Genomic DNA, 16,459 nt, shown 5'->3' on the forward strand with positions numbered 1-16,459 from the left:
CTCGGGACGCGAACCCTGGTTCGAGGCCGCTTGTGACACGGAAGTGGGAGTCGGTGGGCGGGCCACTGGTACGAGTGGACGAAGGAGCACGCGACACCCCGCCGCTCGCCGTCCGCCCGGTGCGCGGAAACCGGCCGTAGATCGACAAGTTTCCCCGCAGCACTGGTGGTCAACCCCGGGCAGGCTGTTAGAGTCGTGCACGCTTCGTGTCAGCAGGCACGAGGCCGGTTGCCTGCGCGGCAGGCCGCAATGCTGCCGGCATCCGCCGGCCACGAAGATCGTCGGTCGGAGAGGCCGACGACGCCGAGGAGGTCACGCGTGCTCAGCGCCTTCCGCGCGGCTCTCACGACGCCGGACCTGCGCAAGAAGATCCTGTTCACCCTCGGGATCGTCGCGGTGTACCGGCTCGGGGCCAACGTTCCGTCGCCTGGTGTCTCCTCGCCCAACATCCGGCAGTGCCTCGAACTCATCGAGAACAGCGGCAGCGCGAACATCTACTCGCTGCTGAACCTGTTCAGCGGTGGCGCCCTGCTCCAGCTCTCGCTGTTCGCGCTGGGCATCATGCCCTACATCACCGCGAGCATCATCGTGAACCTGCTCGGGGTGGTCATCCCCAGGTTCGAGCAGCTGCGCAAGGAGGGCCAGTCCGGCCAGGCGAAGCTGACGCAGTACACGCGGTACCTCGCGATGGCCTTCGCCGTCCTGCAGGCCACCACGTTCGTGGCGCTCGCCCGGTCGGGCCAGCTGTTCGGCAACTGCCCGCACCAGGTCATCCCGGACGGGTCGGTCTTCAACCTCGTCGTCATCGTCATCGTGATGACGGCCGGCACCGCCCTGGTCATGTGGTTCGGCGAGATGGTCACCGAGCGCGGTGTCGGCAACGGCATGTCGCTGCTGATCTTCTGCTCCATCGCGGCCCGGATCCCGGCCGAGGGCAGCAGCATCCTCCAGACCCAGGGCGGCGTGGTCTTCACCGTCGTCTGCATCTTCGCGCTGGCCATCATCGTGGCGGTCTGCTTCGTCGAGCAGGCCCAGCGCCGGATCCCGGTGCAGTACGCGAAGCGGATGGTCGGGCGGCGGATGTACGGCGGCACCTCGACCTACCTGCCGTTGAAGGTGAACCAGGCCGGCGTCATCCCGGTGATCTTCGGTTCCTCCCTGCTCTACCTGCCGCAGTTGATGTCGCAGCTCGTCGGTGACGGCACCGGGTGGCTGAACAGGTTCATCGACGACTACATCGTTCCCCAGTCGAGCTGGGTGCACATCCTCCTGTTCTTCGCGCTGATCATCTTCTTCACCTACTTCTACGTGTCCATCACGTTCAACCCGGACGAGCGGGCCGACGAGATGAAGAAGTTCGGTGGCTTCGTCCCGGGGATCCGCCCGGGCCGCCCGACGGCGGAGTACCTGAGCTTCGTGTTGAGCAGGATCACGCTGCCCGGCTCCATCTACCTGGGTATCGTCGCGGTGCTGCCGAACTTCTTCCTGAGCATCACCGAGGAAGGCGCGAACCAGAACTTCCCGTTCGGCGGTACCGCGGTGCTGATCATGGTGAGCGTCGGTCTTGACACCATGAAGCAGGTGGAGAGCCAGCTCATGCAGCGAAACTACGAAGGGTTCCTCCGGTAGTGCGACTCGTCTTGGTAGGCCCGCCCGGAGCGGGCAAGGGCACGCAGGCAGCCGTCCTCAGCGCGAAGCTGGGCGTCCCCCACGTCTCCACGGGGGACCTGTTCCGCGCGAACATCAGCCAGCGGACGCCGCTGGGGGAGGAGGCCAAGCGCTACCTGGACGAGGGCCAGCTCGTCCCGGACGAGGTCACCAACGGCATGGTCCGGGACCGGCTGCGCCAGGAGGACGCGGTGGGCGGCTTCCTGCTGGACGGGTTCCCCCGCACGGTGGGCCAGGCCGAGGTGCTCACCGAGTTCCTCGGCGGGCAGGGCCACCAGCTGGACGCGGTCCTGGAGTTCCAGGTGCCGGAGGACGAGGTCGTCACCAGGATGTTGGCCCGGGGCCGTGCGGACGACACCGAGGACGTGATCCGGACCCGCCTCGCGGCCTACCGGGGGAGCACGGCCCCGGTGCTGGACTACTACCGGCCGAAGGTCGTGGGGATCGACGCGTTGGGATCCATCGAGGAGATCACCGGGCGGGCGCTGCGGGCGCTCGGGGTGACGGGCTCCTGACGGCGGGGCCGGTCCCGACCGCGGGACCGGCCGCTTCCATGACCGAGTGGTGCCGCCCGACGAGGTCGGGCGGCACGAGTGCGAAGAGTGCGGGGGCCGAGACGTGCTGAAGCGAAGCCGGGGAATCCAGCTCAAGTCGCGTGGCGAGCTGGAGGCGATGCGAGCGGCGGGACTGGTGGTCGCCGGCGCGTTGGCCGCGGTGCGGGCGGCGGTCCGCCCCGGTGCCAGCACCGCCGAACTCGACGAGATCGCCGAGACCCACATCCGGGAGGCTGGCGCCGTCCCGTCCTTCAAGGGCTACCACGGCTTCACCGGCTCGATCTGCGCCTCGGTGAACGAGCAGGTCGTGCACGGCATCCCCACCACAACGCGGGTGCTGGCGGAGGGTGACCTCATCTCCGTCGACTGCGGGGCGATCCTCGAGGGCTGGCACGGCGACTCGGCGGTGACGGTGCCGGTGGGCCAGGTGTCCGAGGCCGACCTCCGGTTGTCCGAGGCGACCCGGTTGTCCATGCTCGCGGGCATCGCCGCCTGCCGCCCGGGGAAGCGGTTGACCGACATCTCGCACGCGATCGAGCTGGAGACCCTGCGGGTGCAGGAGGAGCACGGCGTCGAGTACGGGATCGTCGCGAACTTCGGTGGGCACGGCATCGGCACCGAGATGCACATGGAGCCCTACATCCCCAACTACGGGAAGCCCGGTCGGGGACCCAAGCTCCGGGAGGGGATGGCGCTGGCCATCGAACCGATGTTGACCCTCGGCACGGACGACACCCGTGAACTGTCGGACGGGTGGACGGTGGTCACAGCCGACGGGACCCGGGCGGCGCACTGGGAGCACACGGTCGCGCTGACCTCCGACGGGCCGTGGGTGTTGACGGCGCCGGCCGAGGACTGATCGGCCCACGACGACCGGTTGCGATTCGAGCACCGAGTTCCGCGAACCGCTCCCGGTCGACTCGCGGATGCGGAAGGATGTCAGCGTGAGCGAGCCTATTCGTGCCGACGCCATGCGCGCGTCCGACGCTGACCGCAAGCGGGTCCAGGACCAGTTGCACTGGGCGCACGCCGAGGGCCTGCTCGATCTGTCCGAGTTCGACAGCCGGGTGCGCTCCGCGTGGGACGCGAAGACCACCGGCGAGTTGGACCGGGTCGTCGCGGATCTGCCGTTGCCCCGCCCCAAGGGCCGGCGCCGGGTGTTCGCCCCCGGCGCGGGTGGCACCGCGATGCGGGTGCTGACGACCATCTGGCTGAGCGCCTCGGTGGCGAACATCGTCATCTGGGGCCTGCTCTACATGACGGGCACCGCGGTCTACCCGTGGTGGGTGTGGGTGGCGGTGCCTCCCGGCGCGGTGCTCGGTGCCCTCTACGCCAGCGGGATCGGCCGCCCCCGCAGTTCCTGAGGCCGAGACGCGCCCCGCCCAACCCCGCCGTGGCCTCCTCGGCCGGAGGTGCCGCTTGGCCGGGGGTGCGGCGCCCGCGCCGCGGGCCGTCACCAGGTGCGCACCAGCGGGTGCCGGCCCGGGTGGCCGGCCGGAACGGTGCCACCGCGGTCGCCTCCCACGTACGATGGGCGCACGCGTCTGGTCGCCCCGGGAGGTTGGTGACCCGGTAGTGGCACGGCGGGCGCGTTCCCTGGGGAGGGTGGAGTGGGCGAGCCGGTTTCCTGGAGCGAGATGCGGGCCTCGGACGGCGACCGCCAGCGGGTCGCGGAGCGCCTGGGCGCGGCGCAGGCGGACGGCCGGCTGAGCATGTCGGAGTACGACACCCGCCTGCGGGACGCGCTGGCGGCCAGGACGTACGGGGAGCTGGACCGGCTCACGAAGGACCTGCCGGACCCGACTGGTGGCGCCGCGACCCCGGAGGAGCCGGGTCAGGGCCTGGCGGATCAGCGCGGCGGGGATGTCGCCGAGCGGACCAGCGGGTGCCCGGCCACCCCGCCGAAGTCCGACCTGAGGCGCGCCGCCGAGGCGTGGGCCTCCGTCAGCGCCATCACCTTCACCATCTGGCTCATCGGTTTCGTGACCGGCGGGGGCGCCTCGAACCCGTGGTGGTTGTGGGTGGCGGGCCCGTGGGGAGCGGTGATCCTCGTCATGGCGCTGAGCGGGGCGGGAAAGCGGTACTCGAACTGACGCCGGCACCCCCGTGGCCGGGCCGTGCCGTGCCCCAGGTGGAGCTGACCTGCGCGAAGGGCTACACTGGCTCAACGGCGCACTCCTCGCGCTGACTCCATCGTGCCGTGTGTCGTGCGGCAGGCCGGTTCTCGACGGGCCTGGGGCGGCACTCCCCTTTCGGTGTGATCGACGGTTCCGTCGGTGCGCGTCCGAGTGGCGCGGGAAGCAGTGCGAGTGGTCCGCCGGCATCGGGAGACCGCGTTCGTCCTGGTCATCCCGGTGTGACCGCCAAATGACACCGTCACGAAACGCGGAGGACATGGGCAAGAAAGACGGGGCCATCGAGGTCGAAGGTCGCGTAGTCGAGCCGCTCCCCAACGCGATGTTCCGAGTCGAGCTGGAGAACGGCCACAAAGTCCTGGCCCACATCAGCGGCAAGATGCGGCAGCACTACATCCGCATCCTGCCCGAGGACAGGGTAGTCGTGGAGCTGTCGCCCTACGACCTGTCCCGTGGGCGCATCGTCTACCGCTACAAGTGACCTCCACGGTGCCCGGGCTGGTCCCGGGCACGCGTCCGAGCAGGAGAGCACGACCGTGAAGGTCCAGCCAAGCGTCAAGAAGATCTGCGACAAGTGCCAGGTGATTCGCCGTCACGGGCGGGTCCTGGTGATCTGCGACAACCAGCGTCACAAGCAGCGTCAGGGCTGAGCACCGCCTGACGTGGTGACCGTCGCGTTGTGACGCTTGTCGCGGAGCAGACGACGAGAGAAGAACACATCTCCTCCGACCTGTCGTGCGTGGAGCACGGCTGACCCCCGGACTCCGGGCCGGGGCCCGGGCCGCACTCGCGGCCGCGGGGCGGCGGAGGAGCAGACCTGGAGCGAAGAGACAAAGGAGAACGCGCCGGATGGCACGTGTCGCTGGCGTCGATCTTCCCCGCGACAAGCGGATGGAGATCGCGTTGACCTACATCTACGGCATCGGCCGTACCCGCTCGAAGGAGTTGCTGGCAGCCACCGGGATCAGCCCGGACATGCGGACCGGCGACCTGACCGACGACGACGTGGTGCGTCTGCGGGACCAGATCGAGAACAACTACAAGGTTGAGGGTGACCTCCGCCGCGAGGTGGCCGCCGACATCCGCCGCAAGGTCGAGATCGGCTGCTACGAGGGGCTTCGGCACCGTCGCAGGCTGCCGGTGCGTGGTCAGCGGACCAAGACCAACGCCCGGACCCGCAAGGGCCCGAAGAAGACCGTGGCCGGCAAGAAGAAGGCCGGGCGCAAGTAACCCCTCGCGCGCACTGAGGAGAAGACGAGAGACATGCCACCCAAGACCCGTGGCGCCGGGGTCAAGAAGGTCCGGCGCAAGGAAAAGAAGAATGTCGCGCACGGTCACGCGCACATCAAGAGCACCTTCAACAACACGATCGTGTCGATCACCGACCCGTCCGGCGCGGTGATCGCCTGGGCCTCGGCCGGTCACGTCGGTTTCAAGGGCTCCCGCAAGTCCACCCCGTTCGCCGCGCAGATGGCGGCGGAGAACGCCGCCCGCAAGGCGTCGGAGCACGGCATGCGCAAGGTTGACGTGTTCGTCAAGGGCCCCGGTTCCGGCCGGGAGACCGCGATCCGGTCGCTGCAGGCCGCCGGGCTCGAAGTTGGCAACATCCAGGACGTGACCCCGCAGCCACACAACGGTTGCCGGCCGCCCAAGCGGCGCCGGGTCTGAGGCGCGGGGAGGAGTAAGAACAGATGGCACGCTACACCGGACCCGCGACTCGCAAGTCCCGTCGTCTCAAGGTTGACCTGGTCGGCGGCGACCAGGCCTTCGAGCGCCGCCCCTACCCGCCCGGCCAGCACGGCCGGGCGCGGATCAAGGAGAGCGAGTACCTGCTCCAGCTCCAGGAGAAGCAGAAGGCTCGCTTCACCTACGGGGTCCTGGAGCGCCAGTTCCGCCGTTACTACGAGGAGGCCTCGCGCCGCCAGGGCAAGACGGGTGAGAACCTGCTCCAGCTCCTGGAGGCCCGGCTCGACAACGTGATCTACCGCTCGGGTCTGGCCAGGACCCGGCGTCAGGCGCGTCAGCTCGTCAGCCACGGTCACTTCCTGGTGAACGGCGAGAAGGTGAACATCCCCAGCTTCCAGGTGTCGCGGTTCGACATCATCGACGTGAAGCCGAAGTCGCTGGGCACCACGCCGTTCATCATCGCCAAGGAGACCCTCGGCGACCGGCCCACCCCGGCCTGGCTCCAGGTCGTGCCGTCCACGCTGCGGGTGCTGGTGCACCAGCTGCCGGAGCGGGCACAGATCAACACGCCGGTCCAGGAACAGCTGATCGTCGAGTTCTACTCGAAGAACTGAGGCCTCCACTGGCGAACGGTGGCCGTGCTGGACGCACGGTCACCGTGGTGGATCGACCAGACCGTGGCGATCCACATCCACTCGGCGTCAAATAGCGGGCGCCGCTGGGAAAGGACAAGACGAAGTGCTCATCTCGCAACGACCGACACTGACCGAGGAGACGGTCTCCGAGACCCGTTCCCGGTTCGTCATCGAGCCGCTTGAGCCCGGCTTCGGCTACACGCTCGGTAACTCGCTGCGGCGGACGCTGCTGTCCTCGATTCCGGGGGCCGCGGTCACCAGTATCCGCATCGACGGTGTCCTGCACGAGTTCACCACGATTCCCGGGGTGAAGGAGGACGTCACCGACGTCATCCTGAACCTCAAGGAGCTCGTGGTGAGTTCGGAGGAGGACGAGCCGGTGACCATGTACCTGCGCAAGCAGGGACCTGGTCCGGTCACCGCCGGGGACATAGTTCCCCCGGCCGGTGTCACCGTGCACACCCCCGACCTGCACATCGCCACTCTCAACGGCAAGGGCAAGCTCGAGATCGAGCTGGTCGTGGAGCGCGGTCGCGGTTACGTCCCCGCCGTGCAGAACAAGCAGGCCGGCGCGGAGATCGGCCGGATCCCGGTCGACTCCATCTACTCGCCGGTGCTGAAGGTGACCTACAAGGTCGAGGCGACCCGTGTCGAGCAGCGGACCGACTTCGACAAGCTGACTCTCGACATCGAGACGAAGCCGTCGATCACGCCGCGTGACGCGGTGGCGTCCGCCGGCAAGACGCTGGTGGAGCTGTTCGGGCTGGCCCGGGAGCTGAACTCGGACGCCGAGGGCATCGAGATCGGCCCGTCTCCTTCCGAGGCGGACACCATCGCGGCCTTCGCGATGCCGATCGAGGACCTCGACCTCACGGTGCGTTCCTACAACTGCCTCAAGCGGGAAGGGATTCACACCGTCGGCGAGCTGGTCTCGCGCAGCGAGGCCGACCTGCTCGACATTCGCAACTTCGGGGCGAAGTCGATCGACGAGGTCAAGATGAAGCTGGCCGGCCTTGGCCTGGCGCTCAAGGACAGCCCGCCCGGGTTCGACCCCTCCGCCGCCGCCGCCGACTACCCCAGCGAGGGGTGGTCCAGCAACGGCGACGGTGGTGACGGTCACGACGACGGTCAGGACTACGCAGAGACTGAGCAGCTCTGATCCACCGCCCGCTCTCCCGAGCGCGGTGGATGCGAGGACGCAACCGAGGAGCAACCGATGCCCACCCCAACCAAGGGTCGCCGTCTCGGCGGGTCCCCGGCCCATGAGCGGCTGATGATGGCCAACCTGGCCACGTCGCTGTTCACGCACGGCCGGATCAAGACCACCCAGGCGAAGGCGAAACGGCTCCGGCCGTTCGCCGAGCGGCTGATCAGCAAGGCCAAGCGCGGTGACCTGCACAACCGCCGTGAGGTGCTGCGGGTCATCCGGGACAAGGATGTGCTGCACAAGCTGTTCGCCGAGATCGGCCCCTTCTTCGGCGACCGCGACGGCGGTTACACCCGGATCATCAAGGCGATGCCCCGCAAGGGTGACAACGCCCCGATGGCCGTCATCGAGCTGGTGAACGAGAAGACGGTCACCGCGGAGGCCGAGGCCGCCCGGAAGACCACCTTCGCCGACAGCACGGCGTCCGAGGCCGAGGAGACCAAGGCCGAGGACACCACGACGGAGGCTCCCGCCGAGGAGACCAAGGCGGAGGCCCCCGCCGAGGACACCGCGGCCGAGGCCGACGAGGCCAAGGCCTCCGAGGCGGAGGACAAGTCCGACGAGAAGAAGGACTGAGTCCTGAGCCACCCGACACCACCGAGCGAGCCCGCCACTCCCGCACAGGGTGGCGGGCTCGCTCGCGTGCGCCTCGACATCAGCTACGACGGCGGGGAGTTCTCCGGCTGGGCTCGGCAGCCCGGCCGCCGCACCGTGTGCGGGGTGCTGGAGGACTCGCTGTCGATGATCCTTCGTCTCGACGTGCGATTGACCGTGGCGGGCCGGACCGACGCGGGCGTTCACGCCACCGGCCAGGTCGCCCACTGCGACCTGCCGGCGGAGGTCGATCCCGGCCAGCTGGCGCGGCGGGTCAACCGGCTGTTGCCGCCGGACGTGCGCGTGCTGGGCGCCCGTGCCGTCTCGCCCGACTTCGACGCGCGGTTCTCCGCGCTGTGCCGGCACTACGTGTACCGCCTGACCGACTCGCCCGTCGGCGGTGACCCCCTGACCCGCCGGCACGTGCTCGCCTGGACCCGCCCGTTGGACGTGGCCGCGATGAACGAGGCGTCGGCGCGGCTGCTCGGGGAACACGACTTCGCCGCCTACTGCCGGCGGCGGGAGGGCGCTACCACCGTCCGCGCCCTGCAACGTCTCCGGTGGGACCGGTTGGGAGGACCGGGGACCGCCGCGCACCACCTGATCGAGGTCAGGGTGAGTGCGGACGCCTTCTGTCACTCGATGGTGCGAAGCCTGGTCGGCGCGTTGCTGGCGGTTGGTGACGGTCGCAGGCCGGTGGAGTGGCCCGGCGCGCTGTTGTCCCGGTCCAGCCGTGTCGACGACGTCGTGGTGGCGCCCGCGCACGGGTTGGCGTTGACCGGGGTCGACTACCCGGACGACGCCGAACTGGCGGCGCGCGCGGAACGGACCCGTCGGCTGCGGGTGCCGGGACAGGCCACCTCCCCGGGCTGAGCGCCGCCCTCCGCGTCCGTCCTGGTCGCCGTCCACCCGGTGCGGGGCGGTCCTCCCGGAACGGTTCGGCGGGCCGTCCGGCCCGGTCGCCCGTACCGGTCGCCCGTTCGCCGAGGCGCCACTCGCTCCTCCGCGGCGATGTCCGATTTCTTTGACCGCTCCCGTGCTGTGCTCGGCGCAGGCGGTGATGCGTCCTTCAGAGGTACTTCGCCGGTGGAATCCGAATAGTGTCAGATCCAGGTTGACCCGCCGTTCGTCCTGCTCAGGGCGGGTGTGGTCGTGCCGGTCGTCCGGCGCTCCCACCAACCGGCGGTTCTCCCCGGCCCGTTGGCCGGCGGCGCCGTCGCCGTTTCAGTCCCTCTCTCCCGCCGGTCGGCCGTTCCGGTCGACCGTCCCGCACGTACGAAGGAGATGACTGATGAGACCTGTTCGCCTGACCGGCCTGGTCGCCACCGCTGCCGTGGTGACCGCGACCCTCACCGGAGTGGGGGCCGCCTCCGCCGGAGAACGCCCCGCCGATGGCCCCGACCGCCAGGACTACTCGCCCGGCCTGCTGACGAGCATGGCCGACGAGTTCGGCATCACCCCGCTCGAGGCGGAGACGCGGCTGGGTCAGGAGTTCGCCGCGATGGACGCGGTGGACCCGGCGGAGGAGGCCGCCGGCTCCGCCTACGCGGGGGCCTGGTTCGACGCCGAGCGAGGGGCGCTGGTCGTGGGCGTGACCGATGCCGGGGCCGCCGACGCCGTCCGAGCGGCGGCCGAGGTGGACGTCGAGGTCGTCGAGCACAGCGCCGCCGTCCTCGACGGGGTGGTGGCCGAGTTGAACGCCGTCGCGGAGGAGGAGGCTCCGCCGGCGGACGTGACCAGTTGGTACGTCGACCCGGCCGCGAACGAGGTCGTCGTCACCGTCCTCGCCGGCGCCGACGACTCGACAACCGCCGCCTTCCTCGCCGAGGCGCGGGCCCTGGGGCCGGTCACGGTGACCGAGGTGAGCGAGCGGCCCGAGACCTTCGCGGCGGGCACGGTGGGCGGAGACCCCTACTACATCAACAGCAACACCCGTTGTTCGATCGGGTTCTCCGTGCACGGTGGTTTCGTGACGGCCGGGCACTGCGGTGGCGCGGGCAGCACCGTGCACGGGTGGGACTGGTCGCTGATGGGCAACGTCGCGGCCGCGAGCTTCCCCGGCAACGACCACGGTTGGGTTCGCATCGGTCACGGCTGGTGGACCGAGCCGGTGGTCCTCGGCTGGGGAACCGTGCACGACGTCCTCGTGCGGGGTTCCTCGGTGGCGCCCGTCGGGTCCTCGATCTGCCGCTCGGGATCGACGACCGGCTGGCGGTGCGGCACCGTGGAGGCGTTGAACGTGACGGTGAACTACCAGCAGGGGCCGGTCTACGGAACGACGCAGACCAGTGCCTGTGCGCAGGGTGGTGACTCCGGTGGCTCCTTCATCACCGGAGACCAGGCGCAGGGCGTCACCTCCGGCGGTTCTGGCAACTGCGCGACCGGCGGTCGGACCTTCTTCGCGCCGGTGAACCCGATCCTGTCCGCCTATGGCCTCTCCCTCGTGCTGGCCTGATCGTCGGGGCGACCGGCGACCTCGGTCTCCGGCGTGACCGGGTCGGTCACGGCGTCGACCCCGGCTACCGGGGTGGTTGGCGGGTCCTCGCGACCCGCCAACCGCGCGTCCGGGACCAGCAACGCGACCAGGAACGCCAGGACCGCGGCCACCGCGCCCACCAGGAAGGCGGTGGCGGCGGCCGAGGCGAAGGCCGCCAGCACGGGGGCGGCCAGCACCGGGTCCACGGTGGCCAGGAACTCCGTGTTGTCCAGGTCGAGCAGCAGCCGGCCGTCCTCGGTCACCGCGTCGAGCACCGGGCGGTTGTCCGGGTCCCCGGTGACGGCTGGCTCGGTGAGGTGCCGGGCGAAGTCCGGGTCGGCGCGCGCTGCCGCGAACGAGTCCTCCAGCCTTCCGCCGACCAGCCCGAAGAGGACCGAGAGCAGGACGGCCGTTCCGGCGGAACCCCCGATCTGGCGGAAGAAGTGGCTGGAGGAGGTGGCGGACCCGAGATCCGCCCGTGGCGCGCCGATCTGCACGATGAGCGTGAGCGTCTGCATGGCGACACCGACGCCGACGCCGAGGAGCAGCGCGTGGAGGCCGACCAGGGCGAGGGGGGTGTCGGTGCGCACCGTGCTCAGCAGCGCCAGCGCGAGGGCGCTGGTCGCGGAGCCGAACACGGCGAAGCGGCGTACCCGGCCCGTCGCGGTGATCAGGTGTCCCACGATGATCGTGGCCACCACGTTCCCGAGTGTCTGGGGGAGGAGCAGCAGCCCGGCGACCATCGCCGAGTGACCACGCACGATCTGGAGGTAGAGGGGAAGCACGGCGAGGCTCCCGAACATCGCCATGCCCACCAGGACGTTGAGCACGTTGCCCAGGACGAAGGTGCGGATGCGGAAGAGGTGCGGTGGCAGGAGCGCGACGTCGCGGGAGCGTCGTTCCACCAGGACGAAGGCGAGGAGGCCGAACCCGGCCACCAGGTACAGCAGGACGGACGTGGGGGAGCCCCACCCCCACTCCCGTCCGTGGGAGGCGACGGTGAGCAGGGGGACGACGGCCACCACCAGGGCCACCGCGCCGAGGTAGTCCACCCGTCCGCCACCGCCGGGAACGGGTAGGTCGAGCACCCGGTGGACGACGAGGACGGCGACGATCCCGATGGGCACGTTGATGAGGAAGATCCATCGCCATCCCGCGAGGCCGAGGAAGTCCGGGGCACCCGCGAAGAGGCCGCCGACCACGGGGCCGAGCAGGCTGGCCGACCCGAAGACCGCCATGAAGTAGGCCTGGTACCGGCCCCGTTCCCTGGGGGGCACCAGGTCGGAGACGATGACGAACGCCAGGGAGAACAGCCCGCCTCCGCCGAGCCCCTGCACGGCGCGGAAGGCGGCCAGCTGGGGCATGGAGGCGGCCAGGCCGCAGAGCAGCGAACCGAGCAGGAAGATGCCGATGGCCGCGAGGTAGACCGGTCGGCGTCCGTAGAGGTCCGACAGCTTGCCGTACAGCGGGGTGGCGACGGTGGCGGTGACGAGGTAGGCGGTGGTCGCCCACGCCTGGATCGTCTGACCGTGCAGCTCGTCGGCGATGGTGCGCATCGCGGTCGCCACCACGGTCTGGTCCAGCGCGGACAGGAACATCCCGATCAGCAGGCCGGAGAGCACCCGCAACACCTGGCGGTGGTCGTACTGGTGCCCTGGTCGCGGGCTGGTGGCGGGTCGCGCCGTGTCGGCCACGCGCTCACACCTCCTTCCGGTCCGGTTCGGGCTGACGGAGTGGGTGGCGCTCGTCACGTCTCCCGAGCGGCACCCCTCACCGTCGGGCTGCCCGCCCCGCCGTGGTGCCCGGTTCCGATGGCGCGGCGGTGCTGGAGGGACCCGGGCGCCGGGCTGCCCGGATGGCGGGGACGCCCGAGGGAACGCACCGACCAACCAGCCCTGGTCCAGTGATCCCGGTCGAGGGTGTTCCTGGCGTCGAGCAGCGTCGGCCGGCGCACGAGGCGCCGCAGCCGGTCCGGGTCGAGCGCCGCGTACTCGGGCCACTCGGTGAGGTGCAGGACGATGTCGGCCCCGGTCGCCGCCTCGTACGCGGAGTCCGCGTAGTCGACCGTGGGCAGCTCCCGTCGCGCGTTGGTCAACGCGTGCGGGTCGTGCACCGCGACCCGGGCTCCGTGCAGGTGCAGATCGGCGGCGACGGTGAGCGCGGGCGAGTCGCGGACGTCGTCCGAGTGGGGTTTGAAGGCCGCTCCCAGCACGGCGACCCTGGCGTCGGTGACCTCCCCACCCAGCTCCTCGCGCACGAGGGCGACGGTCCGGCTCCGGCGCTCCACGTTGATCTGGTCGACCGCCTGGAGCAGTTCCACCCCCCGGCCCGCTCCGAGCTGTTCGGCGCGGGCCGTGAACGCCCGGAGGTCCTTCGGCAGGCACCCGCCCCCGTAACCCAGTCCCGCCCCGAGGAAGCGGTCGCCGATGCGGGGGTCGAGCCCGAGGGCGCGGGTGAGGGGGACGACGTCGGCTCCGCTGGCCTCGCAGACGTCGGCGACGAGGTTGACGAAGGACAGCCGGGTGGCGAGGTACGCGTTGGCCGCGACCTTCACCAACTCCGCGGTCGGGAGGTCGCAGACCACGACGGGAGTCGCCGGGCGTTCGGGGGTGTCGGCCAGCAGCGGCGCGTACACGCGACGCAGCGCCCGTTCCGCCACGTCGTCGGTGACGCCGAAGACGAGGCGGTCGGGTCGAAGGGTGTCCTGGATCCCGTGGCCCTCGCGCAGGAACTCCGGGTTCCAGGCGAGCCTGGCGTGCTCACCGACGGGGGACAGCTCGGCGAGGCGGCGGGCGAGCGGTTCGGCGGTCCCGACGGGGACCGTCGACTTGCCGACCACGAGGCACGGACGCGTGAGCAGGGGACCCAGCATCTCGATCACGGTGACGACCTGGGACAGGTCCGCCCCGTACCCGCGGGGGAGTTCCGGGGTGCCCACGCACACGAAGTGCGTGTCACCGAACTCGGCCGCCAGTGCGAGGGAGGTGGTGAACCGGAGTCGTCCCTCCGCGACCTGCGTGGAGAGCAACTCGGGCAGCCCCGGTTCGTGGAAGGGCACCTCGCCGCGGCCGAGCCGGTCGACCCGCTCGGAGTCGACGTCGACGCCGAGGACCTGGAAGCCGAGTGCCGCCATGCAGGCGGCGTGGGTGGCGCCGAGGTAACCGGCGCCGATCACGGTGATCCGGGGTGGCTGGCCCTGGTCGTCGGGCGGTGTGCTGGTGCGCGTCACGCCCTCACCCCCTGCCGGCGCCGACGGCGGTGTCGGCCTGGTCGGCGGCGTGGACCTGACCGGCCCCGGCTGCGATCTCCTCGAGGCGGCGGACGACCTGGTCGACGTGGGGTAGCGCCAGCATCTCCCGCTGCGCGGCTCGCACCGTGCCGGTGGTGGTGCGGTCGGTGAGGAGGTCGGAACAGGCGGAGGCGACGCCGTCGGCGGTCTGCTCGACCACGTGGCGACCGAGACCGAGTTCCGCGACGCGGTCGGCGTTCACCGGCTGGTCGCCGAACTGCGGGACGACGGCCATGGGCACGCCGGCCCGCAACGACTCCCGGATGCTGTTGTAACCGCCGTGGGTCACGAAGAGGTCCGCGCACTGGAGGAGCAGCGGCTGCGCGATCCCGGTGACGACGTGGACGTTGGACGGGTGGGGGATGTCCGGGAGCGGCACACCTCCGGTGGACACGATCGCGGCGCAGTCGAGCCGTCCCAGCCCCTCGATGATGGCGCGCAGCCCCTCGGCGGGATCGCGCATGGGGGGCGTGTCCTCGAGGCCGGGTTGGGGCGGAGCGTCGAGGACCATCGAGAGCGCCGTGCCGACCGCTCCGAACACCAGTGGGCGGGTGGGGTCGAGTTCGGACACCCAGCTGGGCAGCGCCTCCCGGTCGGCGACGGTGTCGGGCTGCCGGTAGGCGATCGCGGGCGGCACGTCATGGGTGTTGAAGGTGTAGCGGTGGGGGACGCAGTCCAGCCGGCCGTGCCGGTAGAGCGCGTCCGGGCCCTGCTCGGGCAGGTGGATCTCCCGGCGCCGCCGGTTGAGGTGGTCGACGAGGCCGACCGGGTCGACCAGGTTGCCCCCTCCGCTGGGGACGGACACCTGGGGCACGCCCAGCGCCTCGGCCACCAGCATCCCGGCGCACTCGGTGCCGTCCCGGAGCACCAGGTCCGGGCGGAACTCCCGCGCGATCGGCAGGATGGTGCCGACGTTGCGGGTGACCTGGGGTCCGCCGACGAACTCCCGGATCATGACCGTGGCGTCCGTCAGCTGGTCAAGGGTCAGTTCACCGCTGGCGAGCTGATCCCGCAGGATGTCCTCGATCGGCCCCAGGACCGCCCTGACCGGGAAGTTCTCGCCCGCGAACACGTGGGTGAGCGCGGCGGGAACCACCGCCAGCACCTGGTGGCCGGCTCTGGCCACCGCGCTGGCCACCGGGAGCATGGCTCGGGCGTGGGAGGGGGAACCGGTGACGCTGCACAGCACTCGCACGGAACGGTCCTTTCCTGAGGCGGTCGGCGGCGGTCGGTACGCGGGCAGGGGAGGTCCCCGGGCCGAGATCACGGCCCGGCGGCACGGTTGTTGTGGCGTCGAGCTGGCTCGGTCCGTCCCGGCTCGGCAGGATCGGTGCGGGGAACGCGTCGGTTGGGTGTCCAAGGCGTCGAGGACCGGTCAGCGATCGGTCAGCCAGAAGTCAGCAACGGATTACTTCACTGAACGTATCCAGTCGGATGCTGACGGTCAATACGCTGAACCCGCGCCGGGGGAGATGTGGATCACATGCCGACATCGTGACGGGAGGGCTCGCGGGTGGCGCAGGAGGAACCGGGTGCCGAGGTGGGACGAGGTGTCCCGCCTCGCCGGAAGGACGCCGACGCCACCAGGTCGGCCTTGTTGATGGCGGCGGTCCTCCGGTTCGCGCGGGACGGCTACGACCGGACGAGCGTCCGGGAGGTCGCCGCCGACGTGGGAGTGAACCAGGCGCTCGTCTACCGCTACTTCGGGTCGAAGGATGCCCTGTTCGAGGAGGTCTCCGCGCACACCTCGGCGATCGGTGAGCTGCTCGCCGGCCCACTCGACGCCATCGGCCCCGGTCTGGGTGACCTGTTGTCGCGTGAGGGGGACCAGGGCGCCCCCGGGTTGGTGGCGCTGCTGCGCTCGCCGGGGAGCGCGGCGGCGATGGAACGGTTGCGCCAGCTGGTCACCGACGACTTCACCCTCGGTCTCGCGCGCCGGCTGCCAGGCGAGGACGGGAGGTTGCGCGCGGAGCTGGTCGCCGCGCTGCTGGTCGGGGTCGGCCTGCTCCAGGCGGTCGTCCGGACACCGCAGCTCGGTGGTGGGAACCCCGAACGGGTGCGTGGGTTGGCGGCGGCGCTCGTGCGCCCGCTGGTGGCTCCCGTTGACCGGGCCGCCGGGGGAGGCGCGGAACGACCGGCTCCGGGAGCGGGCTCCCCAGGCAGCGCGGCGGATGCCGGTCCGTCGCGCTGAGGTGCTGGCCGTGCGAGTGGGGGG

Annotated in this window: 18 protein-coding genes; 15 read left to right on the plus strand and 3 right to left on the minus strand. The window is 70.8% G+C overall.

Going from position 1 to position 16,459, the window contains the following annotated elements:
- Window positions 1-318: 318 nt before the first annotated feature.
- The 14 genes from secY (at window position 319) to C1701_RS13420 (ending at window position 10,934) form a co-directional block, all read left to right on the plus strand.
- Window positions 319-1,629 carry a preprotein translocase subunit SecY gene (secY, locus tag C1701_RS13355; RefSeq protein ID WP_026419515.1) on the plus strand — a complete coding sequence of 437 codons (1,311 nt, stop codon included), beginning with the start codon at window positions 319-321 and terminating at the stop codon, window positions 1,627-1,629.
- Window positions 1,629-2,183 carry an adenylate kinase gene (locus C1701_RS13360; protein WP_026419514.1) on the plus strand — a complete coding sequence of 185 codons (555 nt, stop codon included), beginning with the start codon at window positions 1,629-1,631 and terminating at the stop codon, window positions 2,181-2,183. The genes secY and C1701_RS13360 overlap by 1 nt, the downstream gene beginning before the upstream one ends.
- A 103-nt stretch (window positions 2,184-2,286) precedes the next feature.
- On the plus strand, window positions 2,287-3,081 hold the full coding sequence (gene map, locus C1701_RS13365; RefSeq protein WP_103055976.1) for a type I methionyl aminopeptidase: 795 nt from the start codon (window positions 2,287-2,289) through the stop codon (window positions 3,079-3,081).
- Window positions 3,082-3,166: 85 nt separating this feature from the next.
- On the plus strand, window positions 3,167-3,586 hold the full coding sequence (locus tag C1701_RS13370) for a DUF1707 domain-containing protein (RefSeq protein WP_026419512.1): 420 nt from the start codon (window positions 3,167-3,169) through the stop codon (window positions 3,584-3,586).
- 246 nt (window positions 3,587-3,832) lie between these two features.
- Window positions 3,833-4,315: a DUF1707 domain-containing protein gene (locus C1701_RS13375; RefSeq protein ID WP_026419511.1), complete on the plus strand. Its 483-nt coding sequence runs from the start codon at window positions 3,833-3,835 to the stop codon at window positions 4,313-4,315.
- A 301-nt stretch (window positions 4,316-4,616) separates the two neighbouring features.
- Entirely contained in the window at window positions 4,617-4,838 is a 222-nt protein-coding gene (gene infA / locus C1701_RS13380) for a translation initiation factor IF-1 (protein WP_005166804.1), read from the plus strand.
- A gap of 55 nt (window positions 4,839-4,893) precedes the next feature.
- A complete protein-coding gene (gene rpmJ, locus C1701_RS13385) occupies window positions 4,894-5,007 on the plus strand; it encodes a 50S ribosomal protein L36 (RefSeq protein WP_016698434.1) in 114 nt (37 codons plus the stop codon).
- Between the two features lie 199 nt (window positions 5,008-5,206).
- Complete coding sequence (rpsM, locus tag C1701_RS13390; RefSeq protein WP_026419510.1) at window positions 5,207-5,587, plus strand: 30S ribosomal protein S13; 381 nt, start codon at window positions 5,207-5,209, stop codon at window positions 5,585-5,587.
- 33 nt (window positions 5,588-5,620) lie between these two features.
- Window positions 5,621-6,025 (plus strand): 30S ribosomal protein S11, encoded by a 405-nt coding sequence (gene rpsK, locus C1701_RS13395; RefSeq protein WP_016698432.1) that lies wholly within the window; start codon window positions 5,621-5,623, stop codon window positions 6,023-6,025.
- Window positions 6,026-6,048: 23 nt separating this feature from the next.
- A complete protein-coding gene (gene rpsD / locus C1701_RS13400) occupies window positions 6,049-6,657 on the plus strand; it encodes a 30S ribosomal protein S4 (protein ID WP_026419509.1) in 609 nt (202 codons plus the stop codon).
- 124 nt (window positions 6,658-6,781) lie between these two features.
- A complete protein-coding gene (locus tag C1701_RS13405; RefSeq protein ID WP_016698430.1) occupies window positions 6,782-7,837 on the plus strand; it encodes a DNA-directed RNA polymerase subunit alpha in 1,056 nt (351 codons plus the stop codon).
- A 57-nt stretch (window positions 7,838-7,894) separates the two neighbouring features.
- Window positions 7,895-8,461: a 50S ribosomal protein L17 gene (gene rplQ / locus C1701_RS13410; protein WP_026419508.1), complete on the plus strand. Its 567-nt coding sequence runs from the start codon at window positions 7,895-7,897 to the stop codon at window positions 8,459-8,461.
- A gap of 66 nt (window positions 8,462-8,527) precedes the next feature.
- A complete protein-coding gene (gene truA, locus C1701_RS13415) occupies window positions 8,528-9,352 on the plus strand; it encodes a tRNA pseudouridine(38-40) synthase TruA (protein ID WP_026419507.1) in 825 nt (274 codons plus the stop codon).
- Window positions 9,353-9,770: 418 nt separating this feature from the next.
- Window positions 9,771-10,934, plus strand: coding sequence for a S1 family peptidase (locus C1701_RS13420; RefSeq protein ID WP_026419506.1), 1,164 nt, complete (start codon window positions 9,771-9,773; stop codon window positions 10,932-10,934).
- Here C1701_RS13420 and C1701_RS13425 read toward each other — a convergent pair.
- Genes C1701_RS13425 through C1701_RS13435 form a run of 3 tightly spaced genes read right to left on the minus strand, consistent with a single transcriptional unit; the run spans window position 10,907 to window position 15,439 of the window.
- Window positions 10,907-12,649 carry an MDR family MFS transporter gene (locus tag C1701_RS13425; protein ID WP_026419505.1) on the minus strand — a complete coding sequence of 581 codons (1,743 nt, stop codon included), beginning with the start codon at window positions 12,647-12,649 and terminating at the stop codon, window positions 10,907-10,909. The genes C1701_RS13420 and C1701_RS13425 overlap by 28 nt on opposite strands.
- 53 nt (window positions 12,650-12,702) lie before the next feature.
- Entirely contained in the window at window positions 12,703-14,184 is a 1,482-nt protein-coding gene (locus C1701_RS13430; RefSeq protein WP_337662260.1) for a UDP-glucose dehydrogenase family protein, read from the minus strand.
- Between the two features lie 4 nt (window positions 14,185-14,188).
- Window positions 14,189-15,439 (minus strand): glycosyltransferase, encoded by a 1,251-nt coding sequence (locus C1701_RS13435; protein WP_081715541.1) that lies wholly within the window; start codon window positions 15,437-15,439, stop codon window positions 14,189-14,191.
- Between the two features lie 318 nt (window positions 15,440-15,757).
- Here C1701_RS13435 and C1701_RS13440 point away from each other — a divergent pair, with 318 nt between their 5' ends.
- Entirely contained in the window at window positions 15,758-16,435 is a 678-nt protein-coding gene (locus C1701_RS13440) for a TetR/AcrR family transcriptional regulator (protein ID WP_051314133.1), read from the plus strand.
- Window positions 16,436-16,459 lie beyond the last annotated feature (24 nt).

The organism is Actinoalloteichus sp. AHMU CJ021 (genome assembly GCF_002895405.1).
GTDB lineage: Bacteria > Actinomycetota > Actinomycetes > Mycobacteriales > Pseudonocardiaceae > Actinoalloteichus_B > Actinoalloteichus_B caeruleus.

Bases quoted from the DNA above. Each gene is read 5' to 3' on its own strand.
- infA (WP_005166804.1), top strand. From the start codon at position 4,617: ATGGGCAAGAAAGACGGGGCCATCGAGGTCGAAGGTCGCGTAGTCGAG.
- rpsM (WP_026419510.1), top strand. From the start codon at position 5,207: ATGGCACGTGTCGCTGGCGTCGATCTTCCCCGCGACAAGCGGATGGAG.
- rpsK (WP_016698432.1), top strand. From the start codon at position 5,621: ATGCCACCCAAGACCCGTGGCGCCGGGGTCAAGAAGGTCCGGCGCAAG.
- rpsD (WP_026419509.1), top strand. From the start codon at position 6,049: ATGGCACGCTACACCGGACCCGCGACTCGCAAGTCCCGTCGTCTCAAG.
- rplQ (WP_026419508.1), top strand. From the start codon at position 7,895: ATGCCCACCCCAACCAAGGGTCGCCGTCTCGGCGGGTCCCCGGCCCAT.
- C1701_RS13420 (WP_026419506.1), top strand. From the start codon at position 9,771: ATGAGACCTGTTCGCCTGACCGGCCTGGTCGCCACCGCTGCCGTGGTG.